This window comes from Rhodococcus sp. NPDC059968 (assembly GCF_042738615.1).
GTDB lineage: Bacteria > Actinomycetota > Actinomycetes > Mycobacteriales > Mycobacteriaceae > Rhodococcus_F.
The window spans coordinates 1-18,477 of sequence record NZ_JBHWUE010000045.1 but is presented as its reverse complement, the minus strand read 5'-3'; the positions used below and the strand labels follow the sequence as shown (position 1 = coordinate 18,477).

Annotated in this window: 18 protein-coding genes and 2 pseudogenes; 8 read left to right on the top strand and 12 right to left on the bottom strand. The window is 64.7% G+C overall.

The window, feature by feature from the left end; all coding sequences use genetic code 11:
* Positions 1–759: a 3-hydroxyacyl-CoA dehydrogenase gene (locus tag ACFWAY_RS30065; RefSeq protein ID WP_378513120.1), complete on the top strand. Its 759-nt coding sequence runs from the start codon at positions 1–3 to the stop codon at positions 757–759.
* A 200-nt stretch (positions 760–959) separates the two neighbouring features.
* Positions 960–1,193: a DUF3263 domain-containing protein gene (locus ACFWAY_RS30060; protein ID WP_378513119.1), complete on the top strand. Its 234-nt coding sequence runs from the start codon at positions 960–962 to the stop codon at positions 1,191–1,193.
* A gap of 65 nt (positions 1,194–1,258) precedes the next feature.
* Here ACFWAY_RS30060 and ACFWAY_RS30055 read toward each other — a convergent pair whose 3' ends face one another.
* The 3 genes and pseudogenes from ACFWAY_RS30055 to ACFWAY_RS30045 form a co-directional block, all read right to left on the bottom strand.
* Positions 1,259–3,340: an ATP-binding protein gene (locus ACFWAY_RS30055; protein WP_378513182.1), complete on the bottom strand. Its 2,082-nt coding sequence runs from the start codon at positions 3,338–3,340 to the stop codon at positions 1,259–1,261.
* 483 nt (positions 3,341–3,823) lie between these two features.
* A pseudogene (locus tag ACFWAY_RS30050) lies at positions 3,824–4,582 on the bottom strand (serine/threonine-protein kinase); the annotation flags it as partial.
* A 476-nt stretch (positions 4,583–5,058) separates the two neighbouring features.
* Complete coding sequence (locus ACFWAY_RS30045) at positions 5,059–6,108, bottom strand: aldo/keto reductase (protein WP_378513118.1); 1,050 nt, start codon at positions 6,106–6,108, stop codon at positions 5,059–5,061.
* Between the two features lie 76 nt (positions 6,109–6,184).
* Here ACFWAY_RS30045 and ACFWAY_RS30040 point away from each other — a divergent pair, with 76 nt between their 5' ends.
* Complete coding sequence (locus ACFWAY_RS30040; RefSeq protein ID WP_378513117.1) at positions 6,185–6,718, top strand: TetR/AcrR family transcriptional regulator; 534 nt, start codon at positions 6,185–6,187, stop codon at positions 6,716–6,718.
* A gap of 336 nt (positions 6,719–7,054) precedes the next feature.
* Here the strand turns inward: ACFWAY_RS30040 and ACFWAY_RS30035 are convergent, their stop codons facing one another.
* Complete coding sequence (locus ACFWAY_RS30035) at positions 7,055–7,219, bottom strand: hypothetical protein (RefSeq protein WP_378513116.1); 165 nt, start codon at positions 7,217–7,219, stop codon at positions 7,055–7,057.
* 128 nt (positions 7,220–7,347) lie between these two features.
* Between ACFWAY_RS30035 and ACFWAY_RS30030 the strand changes: the two genes are divergently transcribed.
* Entirely contained in the window at positions 7,348–7,842 is a 495-nt protein-coding gene (locus ACFWAY_RS30030; protein WP_378513115.1) for an N-formylglutamate amidohydrolase, read from the top strand.
* A gap of 74 nt (positions 7,843–7,916) precedes the next feature.
* Here ACFWAY_RS30030 and ACFWAY_RS30025 read toward each other — a convergent pair whose 3' ends face one another.
* Together ACFWAY_RS30025 and ACFWAY_RS30020 are read right to left on the bottom strand one after the other, a co-directional pair.
* Complete coding sequence (locus ACFWAY_RS30025; protein WP_378513114.1) at positions 7,917–8,552, bottom strand: RES family NAD+ phosphorylase; 636 nt, start codon at positions 8,550–8,552, stop codon at positions 7,917–7,919.
* A gap of 9 nt (positions 8,553–8,561) precedes the next feature.
* Positions 8,562–9,161 (bottom strand): DNA-binding protein, encoded by a 600-nt coding sequence (locus tag ACFWAY_RS30020; protein WP_378513113.1) that lies wholly within the window; start codon positions 9,159–9,161, stop codon positions 8,562–8,564.
* Positions 9,162–9,607: 446 nt separating this feature from the next.
* Between ACFWAY_RS30020 and ACFWAY_RS30015 the strand changes: the two genes are divergently transcribed.
* Positions 9,608–10,003 (top strand): hypothetical protein, encoded by a 396-nt coding sequence (locus tag ACFWAY_RS30015; protein WP_378513112.1) that lies wholly within the window; start codon positions 9,608–9,610, stop codon positions 10,001–10,003.
* Between the two features lie 127 nt (positions 10,004–10,130).
* On the opposite strand, the gene ACFWAY_RS30010 is transcribed toward ACFWAY_RS30015, so the two are convergent.
* On the bottom strand, positions 10,131–10,931 hold the full coding sequence (locus ACFWAY_RS30010; protein WP_378513181.1) for a hypothetical protein: 801 nt from the start codon (positions 10,929–10,931) through the stop codon (positions 10,131–10,133).
* 297 nt (positions 10,932–11,228) lie between these two features.
* On the opposite strand from ACFWAY_RS30010, the gene ACFWAY_RS30005 reads away from it, so the two are divergent.
* Complete coding sequence (locus ACFWAY_RS30005; RefSeq protein ID WP_378513111.1) at positions 11,229–12,518, top strand: IS110 family transposase; 1,290 nt, start codon at positions 11,229–11,231, stop codon at positions 12,516–12,518.
* A gap of 400 nt (positions 12,519–12,918) precedes the next feature.
* Here the strand turns inward: ACFWAY_RS30005 and ACFWAY_RS30000 are convergent, their stop codons facing one another.
* Positions 12,919–13,221, bottom strand: coding sequence for a hypothetical protein (locus tag ACFWAY_RS30000; protein WP_378513110.1), 303 nt, complete (start codon positions 13,219–13,221; stop codon positions 12,919–12,921).
* Between the two features lie 210 nt (positions 13,222–13,431).
* Between ACFWAY_RS30000 and ACFWAY_RS29995 the strand changes: the two genes are divergently transcribed.
* Complete coding sequence (locus ACFWAY_RS29995; RefSeq protein WP_378513109.1) at positions 13,432–15,102, top strand: 4Fe-4S binding protein; 1,671 nt, start codon at positions 13,432–13,434, stop codon at positions 15,100–15,102.
* Between the two features lie 67 nt (positions 15,103–15,169).
* Here ACFWAY_RS29995 and ACFWAY_RS29990 read toward each other — a convergent pair whose 3' ends face one another.
* From ACFWAY_RS29990 to ACFWAY_RS29975, 4 genes are all read right to left on the bottom strand, one after another.
* Positions 15,170–15,640: a hypothetical protein gene (locus ACFWAY_RS29990; RefSeq protein ID WP_378513108.1), complete on the bottom strand. Its 471-nt coding sequence runs from the start codon at positions 15,638–15,640 to the stop codon at positions 15,170–15,172.
* 108 nt (positions 15,641–15,748) lie between these two features.
* Positions 15,749–16,396 carry a response regulator transcription factor gene (locus tag ACFWAY_RS29985; RefSeq protein WP_378513107.1) on the bottom strand — a complete coding sequence of 216 codons (648 nt, stop codon included), beginning with the start codon at positions 16,394–16,396 and terminating at the stop codon, positions 15,749–15,751.
* Between the two features lie 19 nt (positions 16,397–16,415).
* The gene (locus ACFWAY_RS29980) at positions 16,416–16,727 is read right to left on the bottom strand and encodes an indolepyruvate ferredoxin oxidoreductase subunit alpha (protein ID WP_378513106.1); all 312 of its coding nucleotides are present in this window, start codon (positions 16,725–16,727) and stop codon (positions 16,416–16,418) included.
* 87 nt (positions 16,728–16,814) lie between these two features.
* Entirely contained in the window at positions 16,815–18,029 is a 1,215-nt protein-coding gene (locus ACFWAY_RS29975; RefSeq protein ID WP_378513105.1) for a GAF domain-containing sensor histidine kinase, read from the bottom strand.
* Between the two features lie 254 nt (positions 18,030–18,283).
* Between ACFWAY_RS29975 and ACFWAY_RS29970 the strand changes: the two are divergent.
* Positions 18,284–18,477: pseudogene (locus ACFWAY_RS29970) on the top strand (NAD(P)(+) transhydrogenase (Re/Si-specific) subunit alpha); the annotation flags it as partial.

The following is an 18,477-nucleotide window of genomic DNA, read 5'->3' as shown; positions in this document are numbered from 1 at the left end:
ATGAAGCTCGACAATCAAGGAGTGCTCGTCACCGGCGGCGCCTCGGGGCTCGGCCTCGCCACTGCCCAACGACTCCACAAGGCGGGTGCCCACGTCGTGATCGCTGACCTTCCCGGGTCCGCGGGCGAATCCATCGCAGCGGAGCTCGGCGAGCGGTGCACGTTCGCGCCCGCAGATGTAACCAGCGAGGCAGACGTGCAGGCCGCACTGTCACAGTTCACCGACGTACCTTTGCGCACCGTCGTCAACTGTGCGGGGATCGCACCTCCCAAGCGGATCATCGGCCGCAACGGTCCGCACGACCTCGACCAGTTCCGGAAGGTCGTCGAGGTCAATCTGATCGGAACATTCAACGTCCTGCGGCTCGCTGCCGACTCCATGCGCACCCACGAATTGGTGGACGGCGAACGCGGCGTGATTGTGATGACCGCATCGATCGCCGCCTTTGACGGTCAGATCGGTCAAGCCGCCTACAGCTCGTCGAAGGCCGGCGTTCACGGACTGACCCTCACCGCCGCACGTGACCTCGCAGAACATGCGATCCGCGTCTGCTCCGTCGCGCCAGGAATCTTCGAAACCCCTATGCTGCTCGGGCTTCCGCCCGCGGCCCAGAAGGCGCTGGGAGCGCAGGTTCCTCACCCCAGTCGCCTCGGGAAGCCGGAAGAATTCGCTCAGTTGGTCGAGCACATCGTCGAGAACCCCATGCTGAACGGGGAAACGATCCGCCTCGACGGAGCCATCCGCATGCCACCCAAGTAACGATCGACGGTGCGCTGCAACGACACATCAGCCGCCGAACCCTGCCTGTAGCAAGCAAGCTGGCGACGGGCTGACCCACCCCAGCTGTGGTGTGTCAGCCCGTCGAAGCTGACCCACACTCGCCCGCTCACTGCGCTGCCCGTGACCGCCCACACGCGCACCGCAGCGAAGGGAATCCTGCACTGCACGTTGGAGGAGAGATGACCGACATCGACTACTCAATGATCAAGTTCGCGCAAATGTGGTCCCACTACGGAGGTGGAGACGAGTACATCCTCCCCGAATTCGGGATCTCTCCGGTGTTGTTCTACCAGCGGCTACACCAGACACTGGAGAAACGATTCATTGAGGAACTCGATCTCGCCGCACGACTGACACTTCGCGACTTTTGCGCCGTCAAGCTGACTCGATACGGGGTTGTGCCGATCCGGTAGGCCTGTGCGAATGTCCACTGTGGGTCATCGGAACCGGTGGCGGTCCGCGGCATCCATATCGTGCGCTACGGCTGGCGGTTTTGTTCGACGAACCATGCGGCGATCTGCGCTCGTGACGTGAACCCGAGCTTGACCAGAATGTTCTCCACATGTCCCTGGGCGGTGCGGGGTGAAATGACCAGCCTCGCCGCAATTTCTCGGTTGGTCAAACCCTCGCTCACCAATTCTGCGACCTGACTTTCGCGTTGGGTCAAATCCTTCCCTGCCCCGGACCGACGGGCGGAGTGCACGAGAGGACTCTCGTTGAGAGCTAACGCAGTGGCTTCGTCGAAGTTGAGGGCCTGTCCATTCCGAAAGGCCGCTGCATATGCGGCGTCGCCGAGCCCCTTGCGGGTTCGGCGCTCGCACTGCGCGTGATAGTCGACCATGCCGGGAATGTGCACCGTCGGACCGCCCACGACCTTACGGAGCGCTCTGGCAGCGCCCATCAGCACCGCCGCTCTGTCCTCGTGTCCTTCCTCTGCCGCAATCCAACTGAGCGCTTCGACGCAGAGCGCGCCGCTGACAGGATCGTCGACCCGATGGGCGATTCGTACTCCCTCCTCCAGAAGCTCGTATCCCGCACGTGACCGTCCCTGCCGCCACGACACCAGCCCGAGAACCCACAGCGAGTACGCGCGGTACACGGACTCACCATGGTCTCGCGTGATAGCCAACACTTCCTGGTGCGATGCAATCGCCAGCGGAGCATCACCGACCAACCAGCCGGCAAGCCCCCGGGCCACCAGGGCTTCGATCCGGCGAACGAGATTCGCCTCGGGGCGGAGACCACTGAGAGCATGCTCGAAACACGTGACCGCTTTCGCAGGGTCACCGCTGTACAACGCCAAGTTCCCCTCCACGTAGGACACGGCCGCGCTGACCTCGGCATCGCCCACACGCTCGGCCAGTTCTCGCGCCTTCGCCGCCAGGGGCACTGCCGCGGCGATATCCCCCTGCAAGCCGGCCATCTCCCCACTCAGGTACAACGCTTGAACCCGTTCCACCGTCGGAGATTCCCCGTCAGAAGCGAGGAGTCGGTCCAGCCAACGCCGGCCTTCGCTGAACAGGCCCCGCGTAAACCAGAACGGGTACAGGGCGACGCCCATTCGCAGGCCGACAACAGCCTCACCGGTCTCAGAGGTGCAGAACTCCATCGCATCGCGGATATTCGGCTGTTCCTGCTGCAACCGAGTGATCCAGTCGGTCTGCTGCGGCGAAATCCACTCCGACTCTGCACGCTTCACCAACCGGAGGTACCAGTCCCGGTGCCGGCGCGCCACGGTGGAGTACTCCCCGCTCTCCTGCAATTTGTCGCGGCCATAAGCACGAAGAGTCTCCAGCATGCGAAACCGCACCCCGGCAACGGATTCTTCGCGAATCAAAATCGACTTGTTAACCAGTGACTCGAGAACATCCAGGAGCGGGACTGCGCCGAAGTACCCCCCGCTCACCCCTTCCACACCGTCGAGGTCGAAGAGGCCTGCAAATACGGAAACGTGCCCCCACAACCGCTGCTCATCCGGCGTGCACAACCAATAGCTCCAGTCGACGGACAGACGCAACGATTGCTGCCGACTCGGTGCGCCCCGGTAGCCTCTCGTCAGTAACGCGTACCTATCGGTCAATCTGTCGCGGATCTGTGTCGCTGACATCGCCCGCAACCGCACCGCCGCCAGTTCGATCGACAGCGGCAATCCATCCACCTGTTGGCAGATCTGGGTGATCGCTGTCCTGTTGGCATCAGTCAGGTCGAAGTCGGATACCGCCGCGTGCCCCCGTTCGACGAACAGTGCCACTGCATCGGAAATCGTCACTCGGCGCCCAGACGGAGGAGGCGCCGCGGCGTCCGGGACCGTGAGCGGAGGTACCCGCATCACCGTCTCGCCAGCGATGTCCAAAGGTTCACGACTGGTGGCGAGAACCTTCAGATTCGGACACGCTCGCAGCAGCGGTTCGACCAGTCCGGCAACCGACGCCACTATGTGCTCACAGTTGTCGACGATCAGCAAAAGATTCCGGTCAGAAACATACTCTGCCAGCAATATCGATGGTGGGCGCGCGGAACGTTCCCGAAGGCCGAACGTGTCAGCGAAGGTGTCCGCCAAGAGTGCTGGATCTCGGAGCCGTCCCAATTCGACCAGCCACACACCGTCGGTGAGAGCGCGACGTGCATCCGCACCGACCTTCAACGCCAACCGCGTCTTGCCGACGCCGCCGATACCAGTGAAGGTCACCAAACGCGATTCGGACAGCAGGCGTTTGGCCTCGGCCAACTCGGTACGGCGGCCGACGAAGCTGGTCAACTCGAGTGGGAGGTTTCCGTCCTTGCGGCGACGCGGAAGAAAAGTCGGTGACGGTGCCTCCTCTGCAGGCAGTTGTTCGTGTCCCGTCGGCGCAGCGCCACGATCCGTACCCGCCACCACGTCCGCGCGATATTCCCGCTCCCCCGCCGGCAGTGCCATATCGTCGACGTTCCGGTCGTTGTGGCGCTCGACGTCGCGAAGGAGGTTTCCCAACTCTTCCGCAGATGCCGGGCGATCGGCAACGGTTCGCGTCATCGCCCGTTCAATCGTCAGGCGGAGGTCCGCGGGGAGGTTCCGACCGGTCAGTTCAGGGGCCGGTTCCGTCGTGATCCGCAGGAATTGTGCCATCACCTGCTCACCGCTGAGGCGCTCGAAGGCCGCGTGCCCGGTGACGGCGCAGAACAATGTGGCGCCGAGACCGTAGATATCGGAGGAGATCGATGGAGCCTCCCCCTGAAGCACCTCCGGCGCGGTGAACGCGGGCGATCCGGTGACTGTTCCCTTGAGTGTCTCAAACGCCCCACCGACGCGGGCGATGCCGAAGTCGGTCAGTTGCGGTTCCCCATAATCAGTGATCAGGATGTTCCCAGGCTTCACATCCCGGTGAAGCACACCCATCTGATGCACAGTCTCCAACGCACCCGCCAACTTGACGCCCAATCGAAGCGCTTCAGCCCAAGGAAGCGGACCGTTCCTACGGATCTCAGCTTCGAGGGATCCGCGTGAGTGGTATTGCATGACGATGAATGGGCGACCACTGGCCGTCCTGCCGACGTCGTGGACAGTCACAATCTGCGGATGACCTGACACACGGCCCATGGCGTGTTGCTCGCGGAAGAAGCGTGCCAAGTTCTCCGAGTCGACGTCGGCGGTCAGTACCTTGACCGCGACAGTACGGTCTAGTGAGGGCTGCCGACAGCGGAATACAACACCGAACCCGCCACGGCCGATCTCCCGGACGTCTTCGAACCCCGTCGCAACAAGCTCGCTGGCGATCGCGCGGGCGACGTCCTGCTGTGTTGTGAGGGGATCGAAGTCAACCATCCACCTCGACCTCACACGGTTCCGCAATCGATACCAATCGGTCCTCTAAGCCACCTGATGCTCAAGTTCTGACCGCTCAGTTTCAGAGTAGTCCGGCCTCGCAGCACGAAGGAGGGATCGAAGCCATCGCTCCACCGCGGGCTGTGGTCCCGGTGCAGCCGATCTGTGACCATCAAACGATCGCTGGAAGAGCCCACGGGTGAGACTCCGATGCCGGAAATGGTGGCGAGGACGACGATCACGAGCGGGGCGGACGCCCTTGCGGGGTCGGCCACTCTCCGCTGGGCGCGGTCATGGATAGCCCGAAGGCCACCTACCTCGGTCCGTCCAGACCGAGGCAGCCGGGTGTCTAGGGGCGGGTACCCGGAGTCCGGCCGCGCCGCGGCTGTGATGAACTCAGTGACCGATGAGACCAACGGGCCGAGTTGAAGGCGGCGCTCCGGCGCGGGCTTCCACGCCGGAGCGGACGATCGAGGTTACCGGAGCACCATTCCCGGGACGCGCGCCCGGATCGTTTCCATCGTGGCCTCGTCGGACACGCCCTGCCAGTCGTACCGCGGCGTGTATGGCGCCGTGAGGGCGCGCACCTCGTCGTCGGCGAGCTCGACGTCCAGCGATGCGATGGCGTCGTCGATCTGCTTGATCGAGCCGGCCCCGACCAACGGAGCCGTCACGACAGGCTGACGGTGCAGCCACGCCAGGGCGATTGCCGCGCGGCTCACACCGTGGTCGGCGGCGACCTGTCCGACCGCGTCGATGATCGCGTGGTTCGATGCCTCCTGCGCAGGAGAGTAGAGCATGTCGGCGTACGCGCCGTCCGTCTCCGAGCGGGTGGTCGCCTTCGCGTCGTCCCAGCCGCGGGCGAGGCGGCCGCGGGCGAGAGGGCTCCAGATAATGGTGCCCACGCCCTCGTCCAGGCACAGAGGGATCATCTCCCGCTCCTCCTCGCGGGCGAGCAGGTTGTAGTGGTCCTGCATCGAGACGAATCGCGCCCAGCCATGCTGCTTCTGCAGATGCAGAGCCTTCGCGAACTCCCAGGCGAACATCGACGAGGCACCGAGGTAGCGCACCTTGCCTGCCTTCACGAGGTCGCTGAGGGCTTCCAGAGTCTCCTCGAGCGGGGTCGAGTGGTCGTTGCGGTGCACCTGGTAGAGGTCGATGTAGTCGGTTCCGAGCCGTTCGAGCGAGTGGTTGACCTCGGTCATGATCGCCTTGCGCGACAGGCCTCGGCCGTTCGGACCCGAGCGCATCGGGTGGCGCAACTTCGTGGCGATCACTACGTCGTCGCGGTTCGTGAAGTCGCGAAGTGCGCTACCCAGGATCTCCTCGCTGGATCCGTTCGAGTACATGTTGGCGGTGTCGAAGAAGTTGATGCCGGCTTCCAGTGCGTGCTTGATGAGCGGCCGAGCGTCCTCCTCGCCGAGCGACCAGACCGGGTGGCCGCGGTCTGGTTCGCCGTAGGTCATCGCGCCGATTGCGATAGGGGATACTTCCAGGCCGGTAGTGCCGAGTTTGATGTACTGCATGGTGCTCCTATAGGGTAAGTGGAGAGCTCTCCACATAAGGTAGTGGAGAGCTCTCCGGATAGCAAGGATGGGGACCATGGTTCGTTCAGACGCCCGCGAAAATCGGGCTCGCATCCTGGAGGCTGCCCGCCAAGCCTTCGCCGAGGACGGCGAGACCTCGATGAACCAAGTCGCTCAACGTTCTGGCGTGGGCGCCGGCACCCTGTATCGCAACTTCCCCACCCGCGAGGCGCTCGTGCTATCCGTCTACCAGCGGGAGGTCGAACAGATCATCGACACCGTGGCGGGACTACTGGCCACACTTCCGCCACTGGAGGCACTCCGGTGCTGGACCACCGACTTGGTTGCCGCCATGCGAAAGAAGCACGGCCTCGGCGATGCCCTCAGTCCCAGCGCGCATCAAACGATCACCGAACAGACCTACGGCCCTGTCATCGCCGCCATCACACAGCTCCTCGATGCCGGCAAACGCGACGGCACCATCCGCGCGGATGCCGACCCCGGCGACTTCCTCCAGCTCACTGGCGCCTTATGGCGCGCCGCATCCGACCGGTCCCAACCCATGCTCGGACTCATACTCGACGGTCTCAGCACCGAACAGCAGCGCTAGGCAAGTCCCGAGACGCAGCACCGAAGCCCGGCAGGCTGCGGAACAACATTGCTCGTCGCCCCGGCCACCGCCCCGCCGTACAACCTGTTCAAGATCTGCGAGATGACCCGCGAAGGCGGCGGACCTCCCACAAGCCCTGGTCGAGCACTGCCGAGTCGTCACCGTCGACACCTCGTTCTGTCAGCGGGACACCCCGGCCGCCCACACCGATTTCCGTTCACCGCACCGCTCGCGGTAGCCGGATTAGCCGCGTCCGCCCATCCGCCGGGGGCGGCGCGCTCATCCATTGGAAGGGGGACGTGTCATCCCCGCTGTTCAGACGGCTTTCTTTCCGGGTCAGGACTCGATCGCAACCAACCGCTCAAGGCGAGCATGGAAGGGGAACCGACCGGGGACGTCGTCGCACACCGACTCAATCATCGCGTCCTCGCCGTCGATGCTCACGATGACGAACTCCGCGGCGGCGCCGGCATGCACCTTGACGCTGGCACCCACATTCACCGGCCCAGCCCTTCACGTTAGGGGACCTGTCATCACTGCATGTCAAAACCCCATTGCCGGATCGGTCGTCGGTCGGACTATCGCCGTCACCCCGCCGGCCGCGTATCGGCGGCCCGTACGCTTGCCCCATGTCCGCTGATCCCGGCAGCATCCGCGCCGACGCCGACAAGGCGCTGCCAAACTTGGCCGCTGGTGAAGTCTCGACGGATCCCCACATCATCACAGCGGCGGCGCGCACCGGAACGGACATCGAGCTGCAGATCCACACCTCCATCGCACCGTTCGACGTTGCGGCCGAGGAGTGGTTCCCCGCGGCAGCCGGGTTCGCCGTCACGGTCATCGTGCACCCCGTCCAGACGGGCGTGCCGCGGTATCTGCGGCCGGCGGAGCCCGCCGAGTGGGCGCGGGCGATCTTCTCGACCGTCGACTCCGTGCACGGGTATTTCCTCGGCGCCGTCGACCCAGGCACCGGCAGCCATCGAAGCGGGCAGCTCGCATACGGCCTCTACCTCGACACCGACCGCCGGGCGATTCCCCTGCCTCGGCAGGTGCTCACCTGCCCGCATTACCTACTATCGGCCATCGACGGCAGAGCCGAGATCACCATTCCCACGACGGCCTGACCCAGCCGGCAGGCCGGGCCGCTCGCGTACGGCGCGATCACGGTGTCGAGGTCGAGCAATCCGTGCAGCCCACCTCAGACGAGGCTGTAGCCGAGCGCCTCCGCGGCCGCGGCGAGACGGCGTTGCAGACCGGGATGCGCGAGCGGGTTCGACGTCGCCGGCCGGACCGGGAACGAGTCGGCGGCCGGGGGGAACAGCGCGGCACACCGGCCGCCGGAAAACCGACCCCGGTACAGCAGCCCATCGAGCCCGGGATGCGCGGCCGCAATGGTGCGGGCCCACCGCTGGGTGATGCCGTGTCCGGCGGAATCGAGGGCGAAGGTGCCACCGACCCGGGTCGGCCAGCGGCCGGCCCCGAACCCGCCGACGTCGAGCAGCCGCAGATCCCGGGCCGGATGCAGCCCGGTCAGATACGGCGCCTCCTCCACCCGGTCGATCGTGCGGGTGGCCTGGAATGCTTCCGCGAGTGCGCCGTGCACATCGGTGGCCCCGTACCAGACCCCGTGCCGCGGGTGGTCACCGCTCGGGTGTGGGTGCGGGTCGAACCGCAGCACCGGCCCATACGTGCGGAGCTCGTTCCAGGCGAGCGCGTGGCTGCTGGTGGTGCGGTGCACCCGCCAGAGCATCCCGGTGGTGGGGATCGGGGCGTATTCGTTGTCGCGGATGCCGTGGTGGGAAAGTTCGTCGACGGTCGGAGGGTGCGGGAGCATCCGCGCCACTTACGCTGCCTCCCATTCGATTTGGGTGATGATCTCCTGTGCGGACTCGACGTCGCCGCCACTGGTGAGCCAGCCGATGACCGACACCGGGCCTCCGTCCAGCATCAGATCGGCCCTCGGGTCGGTCAGGGCCCGCTCGAGCGCAAGGGGATGCAAACCATCCGGCAGCATCGTCAGGAGGCGGTCGAGGTTCGGCACCATCGCCTCACCGGTGAACTGCACCGCCGGCAGCAGCAGTTTGTTGCCGACCTTGATCGCCCACACACTGCCCGCCCCGGCGCGCTGGCGGATCCGGGAGGTCGACACCCCGAGCAGGCGGGCCGCCTCCTCGACCGTCCTGGCGGTGGCGGTGAGCTCACGCATGCGTTGCTCCCGCTCGGCGGCAGCAGCAGCCGGAGCGAGAGGGTCCTCGGTGAACCCCGCCGCGTCGTACAAGGCGGCATCGTGGTCGCTGAGCTGGGCGCTCGGGTGCGCTCCGCGGCGCAGCGCATGCAGCAACGGCAGCATCGCCTCCCGCGAGACCGGGGTACCGAGGGCCTCCCCCACCGCGGCCTCGAAATCGACATCGCCGGCGAGGTAACGGTCATCGATCGTGCCCACCACCAACACCTCCTAACAGTTACTAACAGACTACCTCACTGTTAACCCACCGGCGAGCAGCACCAACCGCGCGCATTCGGCCCACCCTGAAACGAGCGCGTCACTGCGGCTCCGGATCGGAGACGCACCTGCACCTGCACAGCCCGGGTGCGCGGCAGCACACACGGAGCGCCGACTCGTGCCATCGTCCCAGGTCAGCGGGGTGCCGGCGATCGTGCGTCGCACCCGCTGTCAGTGATCACCGAGCTCGACGGCCTGAGCGGCCTCTCCGCCTGTCTAGCGGAAAATGAGGTCGTGCGGTATCCGCGGAGCCGCCACCCAGGGGTACTTTCCCGCCCCCCTTGCGGGTCACCGATCACCCCCTCCGGGGTGTTATCGAACGCCCGCTTCCGGCGAAAACTAGTGGTCGTCCGAGAACACCAACCCCGAACTTCAGGAGCCACAGAATGTCCTCGATCACCACCCGCACCGCAGCCGCAGCAGCCGTCGGCGTCGCCCTCGGCTTCGGTGCCGTGCTCGCCCAGAGTGCCACCGCCGCAGCAGCACCCACCGACGGCGCCGCCCCGCAGGTCCCGTACACCGTCCAGGTGCGCGACCGCATCGGATGCGCCAACGCGTGGCCCATGGTCGCCTGCGATGCCCCCGACGAGGACGTGCCCGAGCAGGTCGAACTCTACGAGCCGGGCACCACCCTCACCGAGCCGGGCACCACACTCACCCAACCGGGAGGCGTCGACCTCTTCGGGTCCTCCAGCGCCCCGTACCACGCCGCGAACTACCCCCTCGAACCCGACGACGGCGTGATCTCCCATCCCCTCGACCCCGACATGCCCTGGATGTGACCACCGCCGGCCCCGGCACCGAGTCCCCGCGCCGCCGGAGCACACCGGTGATGCGACGCCGACAGTTTCCGCCGGTACGTCGACCCTGTCGTAGACGCGCATAACGATGTGACCGGGATCGACATCCTCAGGGACCGCCGCTCCGTAACCGGGAATTCTCCTCGGCGACCGCGGTCGCCGGGTGCACGGCAATCAGGCCGAGGCCTTGGCGTCGCTTGCACAGCCGCGCCAGCTCGCGATAAGCGGCCTCACCGAGCAACTCGGTGAGCTCCGGCGCATACGACTGCCACACCGCCTTGGCGCCGACGTGCGCGTCCGGCGAGCCGGAGCAGTACCAGTCCAGGTCCGATCCGCCCTCACCCCACCCGCGGCGGTCGTACTCGGTGATCGTCGTCTTCAGGACCTGCTCACCGTCGGGTCGCTCCACCCATTCCTGGGTGCGCCGGATCGGCAGCTGCCAGCACACGTCCGGCTTCACCTCGAGCGGCTCGATGCCGCGCTCGAGCGCCATCGAATGCAGCGCACACCCGATGCCACCCTCGAATCCGGGACGGTTGAGGAAGATGCACGCGCCCTGGTAGCGGCGGGTACGCAGCGCCGGCTCGTCCTCGAGCTCGTCCTCCTCGATGTACCCCCTCTTCCCGAGACCCTGCTTCATGAACTGCCAGTCCTCAGGTCTGAGCAGCTTCACCGACTCGTGCAACCTCTCGACATCCTCCTCGTCGGAGAAGAACGCGCCGTGCGAGCAGCAGCCGTCGTCGGGTCGGCCCGCGATGATGCCCTGGCAGGCCGGGGTGCCGAACACGCAGGTCCAGTGCGAGAGAAGAGACGTCATGTCCGCGGCGATGAGGTGCTCGGAGTTGTCGGGATCGAGGAACTCGACCCATTCCCGAGCGAAGTCGAGCCCCACCTCCGGGCTGGGCGTCATCTTGTGCGCACGCCCCGCACTACCTGTTGCCACAAACCCCACGGTAGCCACCCCACATAACAGTTGTGTGGTCCCTTCCGGGGACGCCCGCGCATGCGGGAAAATCGGGTGCGGTCGCTCGCCGAGGTCGATCTTTTCTTGGCGCCGGTGAGCCCGAATAACAGTTTGATCCGGGGAGCCGATAGTGGGGCTGCGCATTGTTGCCACGAGCACGAGGGTCCGACTCTTACCTTTCCCTGTTCGGTTCCTGCGGGCGACCGCGTTCATGCAATCGGTTCGGTGGGAAGGAATTTCGTCATGGATGAGGTCGACGATGTCGAACTGTTAGTGGAGCGGGTCGCGGCGCTGGATCTCGGCAAAGCCGTTCTCGAGGCGTGTGTGCGGGTGCCGCACCCACAGCGGCCCGGTAGGCGAATGCAGGAGCTGCGCGATTACGGCACGACCACCGCACAGCTGCTGGCGATGGCGGCCTGGTTGCGGCACTGGCACGTGCAGCGGGTGGTGATGGAATCCACCAGCACCTACTGGAAGGGCGTGTACTACCTTCTCGAAGCCGAGGGCTTCGACTGCTGGCTGGTCAACGCCCGCGAGGTGAAGAACGTGCCCGGCAGGGCAAAGACCGATCGGGCCGACGCGGTCTGGCTGGCGAAGGTGGTCGAGCGTGGCATGTGCCGGCCGTCGCTGGTGCAGCCGCCGGAGATCCGCCGGCTGCGCGACCTCACCCGCTACCGCCGCGCCCTGGTGCAGGACCGCACCCGCGAGCAGCAACGGGTCGAGAAACTGCTCGAGGATGCCCAGATCAAGATCTCGTCGGTGCTCTCGGACCTGCACGGCGTATCCGGACGGGCGATGATGCACGCCCTCATCGCCGGAGAACGCGATCCGCGGACCCTGGCCCGGCTGGCCAAGAGCGGTGCACGGAAGAAGACCGACCAGCTCGAAGAGGCGCTGCGCGGATTCTTCACCGACCACCACGCGACGATTCTGAAGATGATGCTCGACAACAGCGACCGGATCGGCGCCCAGATCACCGCACTCGACGCGCTGATCGAGGACGCGATCAGCCCTTTCTCCCGACAGGCGACCCGCCTCGCTGACATCGTCGGCGTGAACACCGTTGCCGCCGCCGAGTTGATCGCCGAGACCGGGGTCGACATGACCCGATTCCCATCCGCCGCGCATCTGGTGTCGTGGGCGAAGTTCTGCCCGCAGACCCACCAGTCCGCCGGCAAGTCCATGAGCAAGGGCCGCGGCAAGGGCAACCCATGGCTGGCTGGCACTCTCGGCCGCATCGCGTTCGCCAACTCCCGCGCCGACACCTTCCTGGGCACCCGCTATCGGCGCCTCGCGCGACGCCGCGGCAAGCAGAAGGCGATCGTCGCCACCGGCAACTCGGTACTCACCGTCGTCTACCACCTGCTCTCGGACCCAGACGCCGAATTCTGCGACCTCGGGCCCGGATACTACGAATCCCGGATCAACAAACACCGCCGCGCCCGCGACCTCGCCACCCAGCTCCAGGCACTCACCGGCCAGCACATCGCCATCCGCGACGGCAAAGCCGTCATCACCGACACCGCCGCCTGACCCCAAACTTAAAGCGGCAGAACAACATAACCCGGCTCCGCCCGGGTGCCTTCGGTCTGCCCACTCATCATCCTATTTTCGGGTCAGACAAGGACTGATCGGGTCCCCGTCCGGGAGCAAACGATGCTCGACCCGAACCTCGTCGAACCTCCCGTGATACCACCGCTGTGATGTGCGGTCGATCAACCCCAGTCCCGTTGCCGCACATCGGAAGCGACGTTGATTGGCACGGGCCAGGACCTCCGGCGCCCGCGCCCTGGCCCCGGACCCTCCGGCGCCGACCCCGCACGAACAGGCACCCGCACCCCGGGGCGGGCGCGGGCCGCCGGCCGTGCTGTCCGGTCAGCCCGCGATGACCGTGCCGAGGGTGCTCACCACGGCGTTCGCGGACCCCATGCGATCACGGTAAGCCGACCGATCGCCCCTCGGCGGAGGAACACACCACCGGCAACCCATGGATCTCGGATTCCTGTCCGTAGCCCATTCCGAGGTCGGCGACGGGCAGGTAGGGGGCCGCGGCCGGGTGGCTGGGGCCGAGCGGAATTGCCTTGTACCCGCCAGTGCCTGGAAGTCCACTGGCGCCGTAGAGGCGGAGGTCGCCGGGCCGGTTCCAGCTGAATTTCAGCGAGCCACGGTCCCCCTTGGGCGAAGGCAATTCGTCGACGCCTGCCGCCTCGGCCGGATCCACGGATACCGCGGCCATTTCCTCCACGACCATTTCGCCGGCCGCGACGACCCCGCCGCGTGGCGACTCGACCCGGCGAAGGCCGGATCCGGAGTGATCGACGAGAGCCAGTCGGCCAGATGTAATCCCCGCGGACCGCAGCCCTTTTCCCGTAGAACTGGAACGCGTTATAGTCTGACCTCGCGTTAGGATGACTTATGCGCTGTTCAGGGTAGGTAGGGGTGAACCGTGACTTATGTGATTACTCAGCCCTGCTGCAACGATGCGTCGTGCGTGACTGTCTGCCCGGTGAATTGCATTCATCCCACGCCGGACGAGAAGCCGTTCGCCACTACGGAGATGCTGTACATCGATCCGGACACGTGCATAGATTGCGGGGCGTGCGTCGATGAATGCCCGGTTGACGCGATCTACCCGGATATCGTGATCAGCGAGTCCGACGAGCCGTACCTTGCCATCAATGCCGACTTCTACACCAAACATCCGATCGGACGCGGATGGCCGGAGTTGGTCAAGCTTCCACCACTGAGCCCCGAACTGGGTACCTTGCGCGTCGCGATCGTCGGGTCGGGTCCCGCCGCCTGCTACGCGACCAGGGAGTTGACGGCCGTGTCGGGCATCGAGGTGGACCTCTTCGATCGGTTGCCCACGCCTTATGGCCTGGTTCGTGCCGGTGTCGCCCCGGATCATCCTGGAACGAAGCGCGTCACCGAGCTGTTCCGTGCCGCGATCGGTGCGCGTTCGGTGCACTGCCATTTCAACGTGGAGGTAGGCAGGGATATCAGCCACGCCGAGCTGCTCGAGTACCATCACGCCGTCCTCTATGCCGTCGGCGCTGCGGGCGACCGCAGGCTGGGCGTGCCGGGCGAAGATCTGAGGGGCAGCCACGCCGCCACTGAGTTCGTCGCCTGGTACAACGGCCATCCCGGCCATGCGGACCGCACGTTCGATCTCTCCGGTGAGCGCGCCGTCATCGTCGGGAACGGCAACGTCGCCCTCGATGTCGCCCGGATCCTGGTGACGGATCCGGCCATTCTCGCGAAGACAGACATGGCCGAGCACGCTCTCGACGCGCTGCGGCGGAGCAAGGTCCGGGAGGTCGTGATCCTGGGCCGACGTGGACCAGCACAGGCCGCCTACTCAAACCCGGAGCTGCTCGCGCTCGGTCAGATGGCCGACGTCGACATCGTGGTCGACGCCCGGGAGGCGACGCTCGACCCGGCCAGCCGGGCATTCGTGGATGGTGATGAGGCTGAGCCGTCGACGCGACTGAAGGTCAGGCAGGTCGAGAGGTTCGCGGCGCGGACACTCGAGTCTGGACGTAAGCGGATCGTGCTGCGATTCCTCGTATCGCCGGTAGAACTGTTCGGTGACGACCGTGTCGAATCCATGCGTCTCGCGAGGAACACGATGGTCACGGACGAGTCCGGCGCGATTCGCGCCAAGCCGTCGGGCGAGACGGAGATGCTGCAGACGGGCCTCGTTCTGCGGTCGATCGGTTACCGCGGGACCCCGGTCGCCGATGTTCCCTTTGATGCTCGGCGCGGGGTCATTCCTAACGAGAATGGGCGTGTCCTGGATCCGGAGACTGGGATGCCCCTGAGGGGCGTGTACGTGGCGGGCTGGATCAAGCGTGGCCCGTCCGGAGTGATCGGCACCAACAAGTACTGCTCCGCGGAGACCGTGGCCTTGCTGGTCGACGACTTCATCAGTGGACGCCTTGCGATGCCCCGTGAGCGCGACCAGCTGGACAATTTGATTGCGGAACGCCAGCCGAATGCAGTCGACTTTCAGGGTTGGCAGCGGATCGACAAAGCGGAGCGATCTGCTGGGGCAGCGAGTGGTCGGCCGCGGACCAAGCTCACCAGTATTGAGAGCATGCTGGCGGCCGCGCGGTAGGTGGCCCCTTCGATTCCGTTCGGCTTTTCCGATCGACGACACGAAATCTCGTGCCGGATCAAGCGTGCTACGCGGCGCCAGTAGTTGTGGCGTCGCACCATTCGAAGGTCACGGAAATAGCCCCGGTCAATAACACGATGTCCCGAACCGGCCCGCCCATGCACAGTTGACTGTCCATGGTGCGTCGCCCACTGACTGCACGCCCGATGGTCGCCGCCGGAACCGCGATGAGGATCTCTGCAGGTAGGTCGCTGCGACTTCCTTCGATCAGCAGCATTTCTTCCTCGACAGGTCGAACGGGCACGTCATGCCCGCCTGGCACGTCACCGATGACTAACGCCACGTAATCGTCGGCATCGTGATCCACGAGGGTGATCAAGCGGGCTCTTCTTGCCCCGATCGTCAGGGATACATCCAAGCCGATGCCGAGGTCAGGAGCGTCCGCTGCCCCCTGCGGTTCTGGCGTGGCATGGCAGGGTCGTTCCAGAACGACTCGCCGTGAGTTCCAACCGAAGAACGAATGTTCCACCGTGTTCATGGCGCTCGTTCTCCTCCAATCTTCTCGATTCGCTTGGACAGTTCTCATGGTCGTTTGGAGCGCACCGATTCGAACTGTCCCAACTTCGGACAACTGCCTGCCTGCGTGCTAGATCAGATTCATCTGTCTCGCTTTGACGATTAGTTGTACTCGGCTGTGCGCATCGAGCTTCTGCATCAGGGCCTGAGCGTAGCTTCGGACCGTGTTGATAGTCAGTCCGAGTTCCTCTCCGATCTCCTTCGTTGTCATCCCTTGGGCCATCAACCGCAGAACCTTGTATTCGCGTGGCCGCAGCGTCGCGTAGAGCCGTCCCTCGCCGCCATGGAGTAGTTCCTCGTCGGCGTTGAGCTCTTGTCGGATAACGGGATCCAGGACGATGGTTCCTTCGATGACGTCCCGCATTGCGCCGAGGAGATCGAGATCGGCGGCGCCCTTGAGCAGGATGCCCGATGCTCCCTCCTGCATGCAGGCTCGCAGTATTCGAATGTCACTGAATCCGGTGAGGATGAGCACCTTGGTGCGAGGACTTGACTGAATGACGTCGCGGCAAAGCTCCGGGCCGAGGGCATCCCCGAGTCGTAGATCGAGGACTGCGAGATCAGGCACCAACTGAGGAGCGAGTGCACGGGCGTCCGCTGCCGAGGTGCAGTCTCCGACGACTTCGAAGTCCGTGCTCGATTCGACGAGCGCTCGCAGGCCGGCGAGGACGATCGAATGATCGTCGACGATCAGGACGCTCGTTCTTGCGGTGGTCACGGCCGGGGATCCTCAATCGTCAGGCATCGACGCGAGGCGGGAGCTGAGCCACGTGTGGGTGGTCGGGGTGGGGACCCTCATCATCGAAGTCGCAGTCTTGTTCGAAGAACTCGACATTGACGGCAATGTAGTCGTCCGCGTCTGCTGGAACAACGTTGTCGAGGAAGATTGCCGCTTGTGGGCAGACCGGTAAACATGCCCCGCAATCGATGCACTCGTCAGGATTGATGTAAGCCATTCGCGTGCCAGCATGGATCGCATCGACCGGGCATTGGTCCATGCACTGGCGGTCCATGATGTCGACACAACCTTCAGTAATTACGTACGTCATGTTCGTGATCTCCAAGTGAACGGTTGACCGAAGCTGTACGAACTACCGTGCCGTGATCTTGTGCCCTGCAGCACCTGCAGATGAAGGTTAGGTGGTACTCAGTTCCGCCGGGGAGCTTGACGTCGGAATGATTACACGGATGGTCGTCCCGCCGTCTTCGTTCCTCGAGCAGTTGAACTCGCCCCCGAGGCTCATTGCGCGCCGCGAAAGGCTGGACAGACCGAGTCCGTGATGACGGCCGGGCTGCGGCGATACAGCCATGCCTTCGTCGATGCCGATCCCATCATCCTGTATGACAAGGATGAGAAGCTCCGGAGTGAAAGTCAGTCCCACAGAGACGTTGCTTGCGTGTGCGTGTTTCTCCACATTGTGGAGCGCTTCTCGGAGTGTGCAGACGAGTCCGTTATCCACCTCTGGCGGTACCCTGCGTGGCTGGCCGAAATAGGTGATCTGCGTCGGTATGGACGACCGAGCCGAGAATGCGTCGATGAGCTGGCGCAGGGCAACAAGCAAATCCCCGTCCTGAGGAAGGGTGGACTTGAATGTATCGCGCATGCACAACGAAGCCTGCATGGCGTGCGCCGCGATCGCCTGCACTGTTTCCAAGACATCGGGCGGCAGTGCTCCGGACTCACCGAGCGCGCGCGCGGACATCGAGATGCTGAAGAGTAGTTGCAGCGACGTATCGTGCAGGTGCTGGGTGATCCGCTGGCGTTCCTCGTCCCGCGCCAGTTGCTCGAGCTTTGTTGCTCGAATGGCCGTCATGATGAGCGGGGCCGCAAAGGCAGTGAACTCTTCAAGCATGGAAAACACCTGAGGCTCAAGCGGATCAGGTGTGCGATTGCCGGCGTAGAGGACGGCGATCACCATCCCACCGTACTGAACGGGCTGGGAGATGACGGTGTGCAGTGCGGGGTCCAGAAAACCGCCGGTGCAGAACTTTGCGGGCTCAGTGTCAGGGCGTTCGGACGTTCGCTGCGTTTGAAACTCGGACACCACCGGCCGAACCGATCCGTCGGTGATGAGATGCGGCTCACCGGACAGCAAAAGGCTCGCCATTTCAGTGCTTGATGATTCGACAATAGTCTCGCGGATTCGGCTCGGAAGTCCATAACAATCGGCGATCCGGATGAAAGTTCCGTCTTCGACGAGTCCGATGGCTGTCGCATCGACACCCAGCAGTTCTGCCGCGGCGCTGCAGACACGCGCAAACAGGAAGCGCGGATCCGATAGTCCGGATATGTCACGGACTGCGGCGCCCAGGGCGTGAAGACCTTGAACCTCGTTGATGCTGTAACACATTTTGTCGAACCTCCACAAGAGTGCCGCGCGTCGAGATCACTACTGTGACAACGACATACACCCACGCGAAGTCGCCTTGTTTGCGCCACCCCTATTTGCAGGTGTCAGCAACCCCATGGCGGGCCGTAGGTTGCTGTCTACCGGATCATCATACCGGCGAGCAAGGCAAACACGAACGAACTGATCGGCAGAACGGCCTGGTCAACACATGTTTCTTGCCGCAAGAAACGAATCGATGGAAACGGATTAACACAGTGGGTTCATCGCAGAGCGCGGCACAGCCGCCCCCGACGGTCGGCGTCGTTGGGGAGTCGGACGACGGTGAGCGTCGGGTGGCGTTGGTGCCGAAGGTCGTGGCGTCGTTGATCGCCAAGGGCGTCGACGTGGTGGTCGAGTCGGGTGCCGGATTGGGCGCGCTGATTCCGGACGAGTTGTACAAATTGGCAGG